A 13,912-nucleotide genomic window follows, 5' to 3' on the forward strand; every position below is an offset into this window, starting at 1 on the left:
TAAGACAGGGAGACAACAACCATGCGTACCCGTGCCGCCGTCGCCGTCCAGGCGGGCAAACCTTTGGAAGTGATGGATGTGAACCTCGAAGGCCCCAAGGCGGGCGAGGTTCTTGTCGAGATCAAAGCCACCGGCCTCTGCCACACCGACGAATTCACCCGATCGGGCGCTGACCCCGAAGGCCTGTTTCCGGCGATTCTGGGCCATGAAGGCGCAGGCGTTGTGGTTGAAGTGGGCCCAGGTGTGACCAGCCTGAAACCGGGTGATCACGTGATCCCGCTCTACACGCCTGAATGTCGTGAGTGCGAATACTGTTTGCACCCCAAGACCAACCTGTGTCAGGCGATCCGCGAAACCCAAGGCCGGGGCTTGATGCCCGACGGAACCTCGCGGTTTTCGACCTTGGATGGCGATCCGATCCTGCACTACATGGGTTGTTCAACCTTCGCGAACCACACGGTTCTGCCGGAAATCGCGCTGGCCAAAGTGCGTGAGGACGCGCCCTTCGACAAGATCTGCTACATCGGTTGTGGCGTCACCACCGGCATCGGTGCCGTCATCAACACTGCCAAGGTTGAGATCGGTAGCCGTGCCATCGTGTTTGGTCTGGGCGGCATCGGCCTGAACGTCATTCAAGGCCTGCGTCTGGCCGGAGCGGACCAGATCGTCGGCGTCGACCTGAACCCGTCAAAGGTCGAAATGGCTACCAAGTTCGGCATGACCGATTTCGTCAACCCGTCCGAGGTTGAAGGCGATCTGGTGCCTTATCTGGTCAACCTAACCAAAGGCGGCGCGGACTACACCTTTGACGCCACCGGCAATGTCGGCGTGATGCGCGCAGCACTGGAGTCGGCACATAAAGGGTGGGGTGAATCGATCATTATCGGCGTGGCGCCGGCTGGGGCCGAAATCTCGACCCGCCCATTCCAGCTGGTCACTGGCCGCTCGTGGCGCGGCACTGCATTTGGCGGCGCGCGGGGCCGGACCGATGTGCCCAAGATTGTCGACTGGTACATGGAGGGCAAGATCGAGATCGACCCGATGATCACTCATACAATGGGTCTGGACGACATCAACCACGGATTCGACCTGATGCACAAAGGCGAAAGCATCCGGTCTGTGGTCCTTTACTAAGGGTCTAAACCTTCGGAAAACGCTATTACGGCGCGCTAAACAGCGCGCCGTTTCTTATTCCCCCGGCCGCGTTGCCCCGGTATCTGACCGAGGTGATCGCACGCGCAGAACCGGGGTGTTGGCCGAGGTGGTGTTGATCCGGCTTTCGCGCCAGACCACATAGATGCCGGATGCGATGATGATGCTGGCGCCCACCGCAACCCAGATATCCGGGCGTTCACCAAAGAAGACCATGCCAAAGATCGTAGCCCAGATGATCTGGCTATACTGGCTGGGGGCAATAACTCCGGCGGGTGCCGCGCGATAGGCCAGAATGATCAGGTGCTGGGCGATGACCGAGAATACGCCTACCAATGCCATCATCGCCAGATGCAGCAAGGATGGCGGTTGATAGACAACGGGTTGTGCAAGGCTCATCACGGCGATTGCCAACAGCATGGGGTACAGGATCAGCACCGCCGAACGTTCTTCATTTCCGATCTTGCGTACCAGTACGGATGCAAAGGCGCTGCAAAAGGCAGCTGTCAGGGCGGCCAGATGGCCCAGCGTGATATCCGTTGCGCCTGGACGCAGGACAATCAGAACGCCGATCAAGCCCACGCCTACGGCGGCCCAACGCTGGGCGCGGACCACTTCGCCGAGAATGGGGATCGACAGGACTGTCACGATCAGCGGGAAGGAAAATAGCAGCGAGTAAACCTCGGCCAGCGGCAATACGGAAAAGGAGTAAAACGCGCAGGACATCGCGGTGACCATCAGGCCAGATCGCAGCAACACCAGCCATGGGTGATGGGGCAGAAAGTTCCCGGTTGTCCGGTCGGTCAGAATCGTGACGGCCATCGGCACAAACGAGAACAGCGTGGCGAAAAAGATGATCTGCATCACCGAGTAGACGCCGCCAAGCGCCTTGATCAGCGCGTCATGGCTGGCAAAGACCGCAAAGCCCAAAAACGCATAGCCAAGTCCCCGAAGGGTGGAGTTCTGAGTGCTCATCTTTGTGGCCTCGGGTGATGTCTCGGTGTTGTGACTGTGCCATCACACCGCGTATGTTGCGGGTGGCTTGCCTTTGAGTAAACCCATTTTGGTGGCGCGCATAGCCCCTAATTTACCGCTAACATTGCATGGCCGCCATGACGCGGGATCATCGCAGGATCGGTGGTGCGTCCTTGGGTTGGCGTGCGGATTGCACGCCCGCTTTCATTCCCACCCCGATGCGACGGGCCAGCGCGACCCAAGGAGTCGCGGTTTCAGAGGGCAGCGTTTGGGTTGCGACCTCTTCGAACAGGTCCAGCCAATGGGCGAAGAACTCGGGCTTTACGTCGGGCCGCTCGATATGGACTCGTTGCGGGTTGCCGTCATAACTGCGCTCGAACAAAATCGCGTTGCGCCAGAACGCGGCGATCTTCTCCTCATGTGCGGGCCAATCGTGGACATGTTTGTTGAAGACCGGTCCCAGTGTCGCGTCCTCACGCACGCGGGCGTAAAAGGTGCGGACCTGCGCGTTGATCTGATCTGGCGTCGCGGGAAAGCGTGGGGGCAGGGTGGGTCTGCTCATTGGATTGGTCCGATTTTGACTCTGTTCCGGGGCAATATCCCGTTCTGCAGTCATGCGACAGGCGTGGTTTTGTCGCGCTGCTTGGGCGTCAGCAGATGCCGCAGCAGGGCGACGGGATGCGCCTTGAGGCTGAGGCGGGTGGCGACGTAATCCTCGACCACCTGCTCGCCCAATGTCATTTTCGGCAGGTAGGCTTGGGGCTCGTCCAGTGCCTCGCCCTCCAGATCCTGCGAGAACAGCGGCAGGGGTTTGGCTGTGGCGATCGCCTTGGCCTGCCACAACGCCTCGCGCCGTGTCAGGTCGCAGGCGGCGAAGGCATCCGCCTCGGCCAGCCGTTCGATCACCGATGGTCCCAGCCCAGCGCGGCGCCAGACATCGTCGACCTGATGGTAGCCATTACCGCGCGCGGCTGTCAGCCAGCTGGCATCTTCCTCGCTGAGGCCCTTGATCTGGCGGAAGCCCAGCCGCAGCGCCAGCCCGCCCTGACCGTCAGGTTCCATCACATTGTCCCAAAAGCTGGCATTGATGCAGACCGGGCGCACTTGAACCCCATGCTCGCGCGCATCCCGCACGATCTGGGCGGGGGCATAGAACCCCATTGGCTGCGAATTCAGCAGGGCGCAGGCGAAGATGCCCGGGTGGTGGCATTTGATCCAGGCCGAGGCATAGACCAGCAGCGCAAAGCTGGCCGCGTGGCTTTCGGGGAAACCATAGGACCCGAACCCTTCGATTTGCGAGAAGCAGCGTTCGGCAAAGTCCTGTTCATACCCGTTACGCTTCATCCCGCGCAGGAACAGCGCGCGGAATTCGCTGACATTGCCGTGTTTCTTGAACGTCGCCAGCGAACGGCGCAGCCGGTCCGCCTGTTCCGGGGTGAAACCCGCACCGACGATGGCGATCTGCATCGCCTGTTCCTGAAACAGCGGCACGCCCAGCGTTTTGCCCAACACCTCGCCCAGTTCGTCCGAGGGGAAGCTGACCTCCTCCTCACCATTTCGCCGCCGAATATAGGGGTGGACCATGTCGCCCTGAATGGGGCCGGGGCGGATGATGGCGACCTCGATCACCAGATCATAGAAATTGCGGGGTCGCATCCGGGGCAGAAAGTTCATCTGTGCCCGCGATTCCACCTGAAACACCCCAACAGAGTCTGCTTTGCAGAGCATGTCATAGACCACCGGGTCCTCGGGCGGCAGGGTGGCCAGCGTATAGCTGGTCTGATGGTGCTGGCCGATCAGGTCGAACGCCTTGCGGATGCAGGTCAGCATCCCGAGGCTGAGGACATCGACCTTCAGAATACCCAAAGAGTCGATGTCGTCCTTGTCCCAGCAGATGACCGTGCGGTCCTCCATCGTGGCGTTCTCGATGGGGACAAGCTCGTCCAAGCGCCCCTCGGTGATGATGAAACCGCCGACATGCTGCGACAGGTGACGGGGGAAACCATCGATCTCATAGACCAGCATTAGAGTCTGTTTCAGACGGCGATCCTCGGGATCGAGGCCGATTTCACGCATGCGCTGGGCTTCAAGGCCAGAGGCGGAAAAGAACCCCCAGAGCTGCGAAGACAGAGCCGAGATCGTGTCTTCGGTCAGCCCCATCGCGCGGCCAACCTCGCGGATGGCGCGTTTGCCGCGATAATGCACGACCGTGGCACAAAGGCCGGCGCGTTCGCGGCCATAGCGGTCATAGATGTGCTGAATCACCTCTTCGCGGCGTTCATGTTCGAAATCGACGTCGATATCAGGGGGCTCATCCCGCGCCTCGGACACGAAGCGCTCAAAAACCATGGTGCCCATCTCGGGGCTGACCTCAGTGATGCCGAGGCAGAAACAGACCACCGAATTGGCCGCCGACCCGCGCCCCTGGCAGAGGATGTCGCGCGAGCGGGCAAAATGAACGATGTCGCGGACGGTCAGGAAATAGGGTTCGTATTTCAGCTTACCGATCAGGGTGAGCTCATGCGCCAACATCTTTTGCGCTTTCGCGGAGGCGCCTGCCGGATAGCGCCATTTCAACCCTTCATGCGCCAGCCGATGCAAGCGCTGGGTTGGGGTTTCCTGTTCGCTACCCTCGCTGGGATATTCATAGCGCAGCTCGTCCAGCGAGAATGTGAGCTGTTCGCTGAGTTCATGCGCGCGGGCAACGGCCCCCTCATAACCTTTGAAGATGCGCAGCATCTCGGCCTCGGACCGCAGGCGTTGTTCGCCATTGGCCAGCGCCTCGCGGCCCAGCTCATCGACCTTGCGGCGCAGGCGGATGGCGGTCAGCACATCCCCCAGTTTGCGGCGCGTGCCGTGATGCATCATCGGCGTGGCGCTGGCGAGTGTGGGGATGCCGAGTTGTTTTGATTCAGTCTCTAATAAAGAGAAATATACGCCATCTGTGCCGTCATACCGGGGATGCATCAACAGATGCACCCGCCCGGCAAAGCGGCGCGTCAGCTGTTGCGCTTGTATCCGCCAGCCGCCCGCGCCGCCCTGAGACCGGGCCGTTTGTGGCCACAGCAGTAGGTGGAGACCGTCAGAAAACTCCAGCAGGTCGGACAAGTGCAGGATGCAGTCGCCCTTTTCGGCGCGTAGACGGCCCTTGGACAGGATGCGGCATAGATTGGCCCAGCCCTGCCGGTTCAGGGGCAGGGCGGTAACCGTGGGTGCGTCGGTAAAGATCAGCCGTGCCGCCGGTATCAGACGGGGCACCGCGTGGATCGGGTACGAGGGCGGTTTGGGGATGTGATCGGGGCAGGGTGGGCCTACGGACGTGTTCTGCGCCTCCCACTCAAGCCGTTCGCGCACCTTGCGGGTGATCTCGCGCGCCTGCGTATGGGCGCGGACGATCCCGGCGACCGAGTTGTCATCAGCGATGGCGATGGCGGGCAGGCCCAGGGTCACGGCACGCTCCATATACTCCTCGGGGTGGGACGCCCCGGTGAGGAAGGTGAAGTTCGACGTGATCGACAGCTCGGCATACATGACGAATCCGTATTATATTCACGTTTTGTTCTTTTTCGAGTCCTTTGCGCAGGAAACGGGTCGATTGGGTTTGGTCCGATGGGCAGTGTCGGGAAAAAGGAGACCCAAAATGTTCAAAATCACCGCATTACCCACCGACGACGTACGCGCCCTTCAGGCCGGTCACCCGGATGCTTATGGCGCAACGCCAGAACGGGCCGTTTCCACGGGTGCCGGAAACCCGTGTCGCCATTGTTTGCAGAATATTCCCGAGGGCGAAGAAATGCTGGTCTTGGCCCACAGGCCCTTTTTAGAGACACATCCATATGCTGAAACCGGGCCGATCTTTCTGTGTGCGGCACTCTGTGAGCGATACGAAGGGCAAGACCTGCCCGAGATTCTGACCTCGTCGCCCGACTACCTTATTAAGGGCTATGGCACAGATAATCGCATCGTCTATGGCACCGGGGCGATCACGCCCACGGATCAGATCGGTGCAAAAGTCAGAGATATCTTTGCCCGACCAGATGTGGCCTACATCCACGTCCGATCCGCGCGAAACAACTGCTATCAGGCCCGAATCGACCGAGACTAAAGCTTAACCCTATGCATCCCCCGGCGCGGCTGATCCGGATCAGCCGCCGGGGTGTCCCCTGTGCGGCTGGACGTCAAGGCGAGGAACACATCCTCTAGATCAGCCTCTTCAGTGCGGACGTCGCTAATGCGGATATTGGCTGCGCGGACGGATTCCAGAACTTGCTCGGCGTTGGTTTGGGCGCTGCGATATTGCAGCACTAGGTTGCCATCGTCGCGCAAGGCGGCCTCGACCCCTTCGGTTGCGGGTAGATCGATGACCGGGCTGTCGGGCACGATGACCATGGTACGGCTGTCCATTCGGCCCAGCAGGTTGGCGGTGCTGTCCTGCGCGATTTTCTCACCGTGATTGATGATGGCAATCTCGTCACACATTTCCTGCGCTTCTTCCAGGTAATGCGTGGTCAGGATGATGGTCATGCCCTGATCGTTCAGCTTGCGCACATTTGTCCAGAGCATCTGGCGCAGTTCGATATCCACGCCTGCCGTCGGTTCATCCAGCACCAGAATCTTGGGGTGATGCACCAGCGCCTTGGCCAGCAGCAACCGCCGCCGCATGCCACCCGACAGGGTACGGGCATAGGCTTCGGCCTTGTCGCTGAGGCCGACCAGTTCAAGGATCTCATCGCTACGGCGCTCGGATTTGGGTACGCCGTACAAACCGGCCTGCACCTCCAACGCGCCGCGGGGGGTAAAAAACGGGTCAAGGTTCAGCTCTTGTGGCATCACGCCAATCGCGGAACGGGACTGGCGTGGGTTGCGGTCCTGATCATACCCCCAGATCGACACTGACCCGGCCGATTTCACCACCAGACCAGCCAGAATGTTGATCAGGGTCGATTTACCGGCCCCGTTCGGGCCCAGCAGGCCAAACACCGAACCTCGTGGAATGCTCAGGTCAATGCCCTTCAGTGCCTGTTTCTCGGGCTGGCCCTTGCCGCCGCGATAGGTCTTGCGCAGTCCATCGATCCTGATTGCCGCATCGGTCATGAGACCCTTGCCCCCGGTTTGCTCATCGCTCATAAACGCACCTAATGCATGCCCGCGAGGCCGACAACCAATGAAGGATCGCCAGCCGTGACACTTGATGCACCGGAAACCAAGTTCGTCGAAACCGCACGTGTCGCCTGTGACGGCGGCGAAGGCGCATTGGGTCATCCGCGCGTTTGGTTGCAGATCCCCGAAGATACCGGCTGGGTCGAGTGCCCGTATTGCGATTGCAAATACGTACTGTCGGAGCACGACGCGCAATAAATTCGGAGGCCGGATGCTTTTTGCAGTGCAGCTTTTGCGGGTGTCCGATCAGGACCCGATTGCCAGCGGCGGACATCGAGACGTGTATGCCTGTCCAGGGCAATCGCACTTATTGATAAAGGTGACGCGCCCGCGCAAACGGCCCAACCGATCTTTTTCAAAACGGCTGATCCGGCGGCTTCTGCCCGATTCTGTTTTTCGCAATGCGCTGAAGGAAATCGAGGGTGAGATGAAGGCGTCGTTGAAAAGCGGCACCGACATCGAGCACCTGCCCTTGGCGCGATGTTTTGGCATAGCGCAAACCGACATTGGCCCGGCGATAATTGTGGAACGGATCGAATCCGATGACGGACAGCTCGCACGTCCCCTTGCGAAGCTGTGCGAGGATGGAACGCTGAGCGCTGATGTTCTGAGTGAATTGAACAGCTTTGCCCAAAAACTGTTTAAGCTTCAAATTGTTGCCCGCGATATTCACGAGACCAACATTGTCTACGGGCTGCGCAATCAAACCCGGATGTTTCTGCTGATCGATGGTTACGGAGAGCGCAATCTAATTCCATTGCGTACATTGAGCCGCAGATTGAACGACCGGTCGCTGCACAAGCAGATGAACGGCATCGCCGAGCGTGTGGGACTGATCTGGGACAGAACCGGGCAGGAATTCCGCGTCGCGTGATTGACGGCCTGCGTTGACGTTCCGGAACAGTTTTCCGGCCTCTTGTGTGGATTGACCACCTTCTTTGCTGGCCACCCGCGCGGGCCTGTGGCAGAACCGTTTCCAACCAGAACGGAGCGCGCGCATGAGCAATTTCGGAAAAGGGTGTCACCTGCATCTGATTGACGGATCGGCCTTTATTTTCAGGGCCTACCACGCGCTGCCGCCACTAACGCGAAAGTCGGACGGACTGCCGATTGGTGCAGTTTCTGGCTTTTGCAACATGTTGCAGAAATATGTTGAAGGGAACGCCGGCCCGGACGCACCGACCCATGTGGCGGTGATCTTCGACAAAGGCTCGCACACGTTCCGCAACGATATGTATGACCTCTACAAGGCCAACCGCGAAGCGATGCCCGAGGACCTGCGCCCGCAGATGCCCCTGACACGCGAAGCGACGAAAGCCTTCAACATCGCTTGTAAAGAGTTGGAGGGGTACGAGGCCGACGACATCATCGCGACCCTTGCGGTGCAGGCGCGTGAGGCGGGCGGGCGTGTGACCATCGTAAGCTCGGATAAGGACCTGATGCAGCTGGTTGGCGGCGGTGTCGAAATGCTGGATGCGATGAAGAACAAGCGCATCGACCGCGATGGCGTGATTGAGAAATTCGGTGTCGGCCCTGAACGCGTGGTTGATGTACAGGCACTGGCTGGCGACAGCGTCGATAACGTTCCCGGGGCTCCAGGCATTGGGGTCAAGACGGCCGCCCTGTTGATCAACGAATACGGTGATCTGGAAACGCTGCTGGACCGCGCAGAAGAGATCAAACAGCCCAAGCGTCGCCAGACCCTGATTGAAAAGCGCGACCAGATCGAGCTGTCGAAGAAACTGGTGCAACTGGACGAGAACACACCGCTGGACTTCACCCTCGACGATCTTGAGGTGAAAGACCCCGAGCCGGACACTTTGTTGGGCTTTCTGGCCGATATGGAGTTTCGCACGCTCACCAAGCGGATCGCAGACAAGTTGGGAGCCGAAGCCCCGGTAATCGCCGACGCGCCTGCGCCGGCTGCTGAGGAGGTCGAGGCCGAGACCATCCCGTTCGACGCGTCCAAATATGAATGCGTGCGAGATGCGGGTGCGCTGCAGAAATGGATAGATCAGGCGTATGAGCGCGGCTGGATCGCCGTGGATACGGAAACCACCGGCCTAAATGAAATGATAGCTGATCTTGTCGGCATCTCCCTGTCGGTTGAGCCGGGCGAGGCGTGTTACATCCCGCTGATCCACCGGGAAAGCGCCAGCGACGATCTGTTCGGTTCAGACGCGCTGGCCGAGGGGCAGCTACCGTTGGAAGAGGCGCTGACGCTGCTGAAGCCGATTCTCGAGGACCCGTCGATCCTGAAAATCGGGCAGAACATGAAATACGACGCCAAGATTTTCGCCCGCTATGGCGTGAATGTTGCGCCGATCGATGACACGATGCTGATGTCCTACGCGATGCATGGGGGTGAGCATGGGCATGGTATGGATACTTTGTCCGAACGCTATCTGAATCACACGCCGATCCCGATCAAACCGCTGCTGGGTTCGGGTAAATCGGCGATCACTTTCGACAAGGTGCCGATTGATGAGGCGACCGCCTATGCCGCTGAAGATGCCGACATCACTCTGCGCCTATGGAAGCTGTTCAAACCGCAACTGCATCAGGTGCAGGTGACAACGGTATATGAAACGCTCGAACGTCCGCTGGTGCCGGTTCTGGCCGAGATGGAGATGCACGGCATCAAGGTCGACCGCGATGTTCTGAGCCGGATGTCCAACGCATTTGCCCAGAAAATGGCAGGGTTAGAGGCTGATATCCACGAATTGGCGGGCGAGAATTTCAATGTTGGCTCTCCTGCCCAGCTTGGTGAGATTCTGTTCGACAAGATGGGGCTGGAAGGCGGCAAGAAGGGGAAAACCGGAAAATACTCGACCGGGGCTGACATTCTCGAAGACCTCGCGACCGAGCATGAATTGCCACGCCGAGTACTGGACTGGCGGCAACTGTCCAAGCTGAAATCGACCTACACCGATGCGCTGCAGACCCATATCAATCCAGATACGGGCCGGGTGCATACGTCTTATTCCATCACGGGGGCGAATACGGGGCGTCTGGCCTCGACCGATCCGAACCTGCAGAACATTCCGGTGCGTACCGAGGAGGGTCGGCGCATTCGCGAGGCGTTCATAGCCGAACCGGGCAATGTGCTGGTCAGCCTCGACTACAGCCAGATCGAGCTGCGCATTCTGGCACATATCGCCGATATTTCGGCTCTGAAACAGGCGTTTTCCGACGGGCTGGACATTCACGCCATGACCGCGTCCGAGATGTTCGATGTGCCGCTGGATGAGATGACGCCGGATATCCGCCGTCAGGCCAAGGCGATCAACTTTGGTGTAATCTACGGCATCTCAGGCTTTGGGCTGGCGCGCAATCTGCGCATCCCGCGGGCCGAGGCACAGGGGTTCATCGACCGTTATTTCGAACGCTTCCCCGGTATTCGCAAGTATATGGACGACACTGTCGCCTTTGCCAAAGAGCATGGCTATGTGCAGACTTTGTTCGGACGTAAAATTCATACACCTGAGATTAACGCCAAAGGGCCTCATGCGGGCTTCTCGCGCCGGGCGGCGATCAATGCGCCGATTCAAGGAACGGCGGCGGATGTGATCCGGCGCGCGATGGTGCGGATGCCAGATGCGATCAATGGTCTGCCCGCCAAGATGCTGCTGCAGGTGCATGACGAATTGCTGTTCGAAGTCGCCGAGGATGCGGTGGACCCTTTGATCGATGCCGCACGCGACGTGATGGAAGGCGCATCTGATCCAGCTGTGAAGCTGGACGTCAAGCTGAGCGTGGATGCCGGGCAGGGTGCGAACTGGGCCGAGGCGCACTAGAAATTCATCAAGCGGGCGGCGCTGCTCATCAGGCCCGGCGGGCCCTCTTTGCAGCGGGTCAGTCCTGCGGTCTGACCCACCCCTCGACCATACGTTTTACTGTTGGTCCAAGGGTTAGGATGACGGCGAAGGCGATGGGCCAGCAAAAAGCCCAGGAACCCATCCAGTCACCAAATGTGGACGGTCCGAAACCGACAGCTTTGACCGTGGCGATGCCAGTGACGATACAGGACATGAGGCCGGACATGATCAGTCCGAATACAGCGTGGGCCAAGCGGGCAGGGATCATTTCGGGCATCCTTAAGGTCGCGATGCCCCGGTTTTAGATATTTTCCCCCTGATTGCCAGACGGAATAGGGAATCTGGCGTCACATCCAGCCCAATGAGTGCACGGTTCTGGATGTTGACGGTGTGTATTCGGCGCTAACCCAACCGGAATATCCCGACGCCGTCATAGCGTTAAAAAGCTGAGCGAAATCCGTCGGACCGCGTCCCGGTTCAGAGCGGTCCGGGGCGGCTCCGACCTGGGCATGTACGACCCTTGGATGAAACTGTTCCCAAACAGCCAGCGCATCTCCATGGATCATATGGGCGTGAAAGCTGTCGTATTGCAGGCCGACATTCGGGCGATCCACACGGTCCAGGATGTCAGCAGCCAGGTTGTAATCGTTGAGGAAGTAATCGGGCTGAGACACGGGGTTGAGCGGTTCAATCGTAAATTGTTGGTGCGGTGCAAGGTCGGCCGTCCATTGCAGGTTGTGCACCATGCATTCAAACGCGTCCGGTCCCGAGGAATAACCTGACATGATGTGGATCAGCCCCGGGCGCAGAACCTGAGCATAGCGCAAAACGCGGCGGATATCCGACTGGAACCGGCCTTCACCACCGGGAACAGCGGCATAACCGGGATCGCCGCCGGTGTAATTGGGTGGAGGCGCATTGATCAGCACCAGATCCAAACCGTTGGCCAGCAACGCGCGGTGTGTCTCTTTGGCGGCCAGGTCGTAGGGAAACAGAATTTCAACCGCCATGAACCCGGCCTCTGCGGCGGCCTGAAACCGGTCCAGGTAGGGAAGCTCGGCAAAGAGCAGGGAGATATTGGCCGCGAATTTTGGCATCGGAAGCCTTTTGATAGCTGGTGCGCTGATCTTATCCGCGAGGCGTTTTTAACGAAAGAGACCGAAAACGACAGTTTGTCGAAATTCGACCAGATCGGCCTGACTGAATCAGCGAGGGTCTGGGCAACGCGGCGAATCATTTCAGAACGCCGTGCCAACAAAAGGTTCGAACATTATGGCGATGAGCCCAAACCCCGCGCGCGGGAACGCCCTTTCTGCGTCTGCCGGGCAAAATTCGGCCTTGTCCGGCAACGGCTTGGCAGTGGCATCCATGCTGACGTGGGCGGCTGGGTTTCCGGCGGCCGAGGTGCTGTTGCAGACATGGCCGCCAGTTGCGCTGTTGGTTGCGCGCATGGCCATGGCTGTTGCGTTTCTACTCCCGATTTGGGTCATGATAGATGGCCCGGAACGGGTTCTGCGCGCCCGTTGGGGACATGCGTTTGTTGTCGGCGGGTTTGGCATCGGTCTGGGGATGTTTCTGCTGATCGTGGCGCAAAAACTGATGGACCCGGTCACAACGGCCATCATTGCCTCATGCGCGCCATTGATTGCGACATTGCTGGAACTTGCGTCTGGTACTCGGCGACTCAAGTGGAATTTTGCTGTTGGGGTTCTGATCTCGGTAGTGGGTGGATTGATCGCCACCAGCGCGGTAGCCCCGGCACAGTTGGGTTTGGGCGCGGCCTGTGCCGTTGCAGCGACAGCCCTGTTTTGCTGGGGTAGCCAGGCAACCTCGCGAGATTTCCCCGAATTAAGCCAGACCGGGCGCGCAGCGGTCACATTTGTTGGCGGGTTCTTCATGGCAACCATCCTGATGGCCGGCGCACATCATCTGGGCATGGATATCGTGCCGTCCATTTCTATCGACACGCGTCAAATTGGGATGCTGGCGATCTATTCGCTGATTTCCATGGCGCTCAGCCAGATCCTGTTTGTCGCATCGATTGGCAAACTGGGCGTCGCGCTTACGTCCTTTCACATCAATGTCGCCCCCTTCTACGTGATGCTGATCATGCTGGTGCTGGGCGAAGAGTGGAACTGGACCCGAGCGCTGGGTGCAGGGGTCGTGGCAATGGCTGTTGTTCTGGCACAGGATCGTCGGGTCGCAAAACCGGCCTAGTCGGTCAGGCTGTCCGACCGGATAAGCGGGAAAAACTGCCCACTGGACCAGACGCCAAACCAGCCATCTTTGTGCGTTGCGATGTCCACAAGACGATAAAAGCTTTTGCGATCTATGCGCGCCTCAAGATTTGCGCGAACCAATACGTAAGGTGACGGCTCGTCTGTTTCGGGATTGATGACAATCCGGATCGGGTGATCAGGACCAGCTATCGCGGTATCACCAACACGGGTCGTAAATGTCAGTACTTGGGCCTGACCCTCGCCTGCCGCGTCAAAATCCACGGCCACAAAGGGCGCATCCTCGACAGTGATTCCCACCTTTTCCACCGGGGTCACAAGGTAGTATTTCCCGTCTTCTTCCTTAAGAATTGAGGAAAAAAGCTTCACAAGCTCGAACCGGTTGATCGGCGACCCTAAATAAGTCCAAGACCCATCTTTTGCGATATGGATGTCCAGATCGCCGCAAAACGGAGGATTCCACAGGTGAACAGGGGGTAAACCCCTGGTTTTGGCCGCTTTGACCGAGGCCGCCAGCCCGTCCGGAGAGGGGGTCACAGGTTTTTGTCCGCTCATTGCTTTTGCCATTTC

At 59.2% G+C, this 13,912-nt stretch carries 13 protein-coding genes; 6 read left to right on the top strand and 7 right to left on the bottom strand.

The window, feature by feature from the left end:
- Positions 1-21 precede the first annotated feature (21 nt).
- Positions 22-1,134, top strand: a complete 1,113-nt coding sequence (locus AC2FGC_RS10815; protein WP_496726459.1) for an S-(hydroxymethyl)glutathione dehydrogenase/class III alcohol dehydrogenase — start codon at positions 22-24, stop codon at positions 1,132-1,134.
- Positions 1,135-1,188: 54 nt separating this feature from the next.
- Here AC2FGC_RS10815 and AC2FGC_RS10820 read toward each other — a convergent pair whose 3' ends face one another.
- From AC2FGC_RS10820 to AC2FGC_RS10830, 3 genes are all read right to left on the bottom strand, one after another.
- Entirely contained in the window at positions 1,189-2,127 is a 939-nt protein-coding gene (locus AC2FGC_RS10820; RefSeq protein WP_496726458.1) for a DMT family transporter, read from the bottom strand.
- 148 nt (positions 2,128-2,275) lie between these two features.
- The gene (locus AC2FGC_RS10825; protein ID WP_496726457.1) at positions 2,276-2,689 is read right to left on the bottom strand and encodes a group III truncated hemoglobin; all 414 of its coding nucleotides are present in this window, start codon (positions 2,687-2,689) and stop codon (positions 2,276-2,278) included.
- Positions 2,690-2,739: 50 nt separating this feature from the next.
- On the bottom strand, positions 2,740-5,658 hold the full coding sequence (locus AC2FGC_RS10830; protein WP_496782310.1) for an error-prone DNA polymerase: 2,919 nt from the start codon (positions 5,656-5,658) through the stop codon (positions 2,740-2,742).
- A 109-nt stretch (positions 5,659-5,767) separates the two neighbouring features.
- On the opposite strand from AC2FGC_RS10830, the gene AC2FGC_RS10835 reads away from it, so the two are divergent.
- A complete protein-coding gene (locus AC2FGC_RS10835; protein ID WP_496726455.1) occupies positions 5,768-6,232 on the top strand; it encodes a DUF1203 domain-containing protein in 465 nt (154 codons plus the stop codon).
- Here the strand turns inward: AC2FGC_RS10835 and AC2FGC_RS10840 are convergent.
- Positions 6,229-7,221 carry an ABC transporter ATP-binding protein gene (locus tag AC2FGC_RS10840; protein ID WP_496726484.1) on the bottom strand — a complete coding sequence of 331 codons (993 nt, stop codon included), beginning with the start codon at positions 7,219-7,221 and terminating at the stop codon, positions 6,229-6,231. The genes AC2FGC_RS10835 and AC2FGC_RS10840 overlap by 4 nt on opposite strands.
- Before the next feature lie 87 nt (positions 7,222-7,308).
- Between AC2FGC_RS10840 and AC2FGC_RS10845 the strand changes: the two genes are divergently transcribed.
- The 3 genes from AC2FGC_RS10845 (at position 7,309) to polA (ending at position 11,084) form a co-directional block, all read left to right on the top strand.
- Positions 7,309-7,485 (top strand): zinc-finger domain-containing protein, encoded by a 177-nt coding sequence (locus tag AC2FGC_RS10845; protein WP_108859985.1) that lies wholly within the window; start codon positions 7,309-7,311, stop codon positions 7,483-7,485.
- Between the two features lie 13 nt (positions 7,486-7,498).
- Positions 7,499-8,161, top strand: coding sequence for a YrbL family protein (locus AC2FGC_RS10850; protein ID WP_496726454.1), 663 nt, complete (start codon positions 7,499-7,501; stop codon positions 8,159-8,161).
- 124 nt (positions 8,162-8,285) lie between these two features.
- Complete coding sequence (polA, locus tag AC2FGC_RS10855) at positions 8,286-11,084, top strand: DNA polymerase I (protein ID WP_496782311.1); 2,799 nt, start codon at positions 8,286-8,288, stop codon at positions 11,082-11,084.
- Between the two features lie 58 nt (positions 11,085-11,142).
- Here polA and AC2FGC_RS10860 read toward each other — a convergent pair whose 3' ends face one another.
- Both AC2FGC_RS10860 and AC2FGC_RS10865 read right to left on the bottom strand, forming a co-directional pair.
- Positions 11,143-11,373, bottom strand: coding sequence for a DUF2798 domain-containing protein (locus AC2FGC_RS10860; RefSeq protein ID WP_082637211.1), 231 nt, complete (start codon positions 11,371-11,373; stop codon positions 11,143-11,145).
- Positions 11,374-11,452: 79 nt separating this feature from the next.
- Complete coding sequence (locus AC2FGC_RS10865) at positions 11,453-12,202, bottom strand: hydroxypyruvate isomerase family protein (RefSeq protein WP_496726452.1); 750 nt, start codon at positions 12,200-12,202, stop codon at positions 11,453-11,455.
- Between the two features lie 175 nt (positions 12,203-12,377).
- Between AC2FGC_RS10865 and AC2FGC_RS10870 the strand changes: the two genes are divergently transcribed.
- Positions 12,378-13,322 carry a DMT family transporter gene (locus tag AC2FGC_RS10870; RefSeq protein ID WP_496782312.1) on the top strand — a complete coding sequence of 315 codons (945 nt, stop codon included), beginning with the start codon at positions 12,378-12,380 and terminating at the stop codon, positions 13,320-13,322.
- Here the strand turns inward: AC2FGC_RS10870 and AC2FGC_RS10875 are convergent.
- Positions 13,319-13,897 (bottom strand): DUF1285 domain-containing protein, encoded by a 579-nt coding sequence (locus AC2FGC_RS10875; protein ID WP_496726450.1) that lies wholly within the window; start codon positions 13,895-13,897, stop codon positions 13,319-13,321. The genes AC2FGC_RS10870 and AC2FGC_RS10875 overlap by 4 nt on opposite strands.
- Positions 13,898-13,912 lie beyond the last annotated feature (15 nt).

It is taken from the genome of Ruegeria sp. CDSC054, from assembly GCF_059610645.1.

Bases quoted from the DNA above. Each gene is read 5' to 3' on its own strand.
- polA (WP_496782311.1), top strand. From the start codon at position 8,286: ATGAGCAATTTCGGAAAAGGGTGTCACCTGCATCTGATTGACGGATCG.
- AC2FGC_RS10870 (WP_496782312.1), top strand. From the start codon at position 12,378: ATGGCGATGAGCCCAAACCCCGCGCGCGGGAACGCCCTTTCTGCGTCT.
- AC2FGC_RS10825 (WP_496726457.1), bottom strand. From the start codon at position 2,689: ATGAGCAGACCCACCCTGCCCCCACGCTTTCCCGCGACGCCAGATCAG.
- AC2FGC_RS10865 (WP_496726452.1), bottom strand. From the start codon at position 12,202: ATGCCAAAATTCGCGGCCAATATCTCCCTGCTCTTTGCCGAGCTTCCC.
- AC2FGC_RS10820 (WP_496726458.1), bottom strand. From the start codon at position 2,127: ATGAGCACTCAGAACTCCACCCTTCGGGGACTTGGCTATGCGTTTTTG.
- AC2FGC_RS10815 (WP_496726459.1), top strand. From the start codon at position 22: ATGCGTACCCGTGCCGCCGTCGCCGTCCAGGCGGGCAAACCTTTGGAA.
- AC2FGC_RS10830 (WP_496782310.1), bottom strand. From the start codon at position 5,658: ATGTATGCCGAGCTGTCGATCACGTCGAACTTCACCTTCCTCACCGGG.
- AC2FGC_RS10850 (WP_496726454.1), top strand. From the start codon at position 7,499: ATGCTTTTTGCAGTGCAGCTTTTGCGGGTGTCCGATCAGGACCCGATT.
- AC2FGC_RS10835 (WP_496726455.1), top strand. From the start codon at position 5,768: ATGTTCAAAATCACCGCATTACCCACCGACGACGTACGCGCCCTTCAG.
- AC2FGC_RS10840 (WP_496726484.1), bottom strand. From the start codon at position 7,221: ATGACCGATGCGGCAATCAGGATCGATGGACTGCGCAAGACCTATCGC.
- AC2FGC_RS10875 (WP_496726450.1), bottom strand. From the start codon at position 13,897: ATGAGCGGACAAAAACCTGTGACCCCCTCTCCGGACGGGCTGGCGGCC.
- AC2FGC_RS10860 (WP_082637211.1), bottom strand. From the start codon at position 11,373: ATGATCCCTGCCCGCTTGGCCCACGCTGTATTCGGACTGATCATGTCC.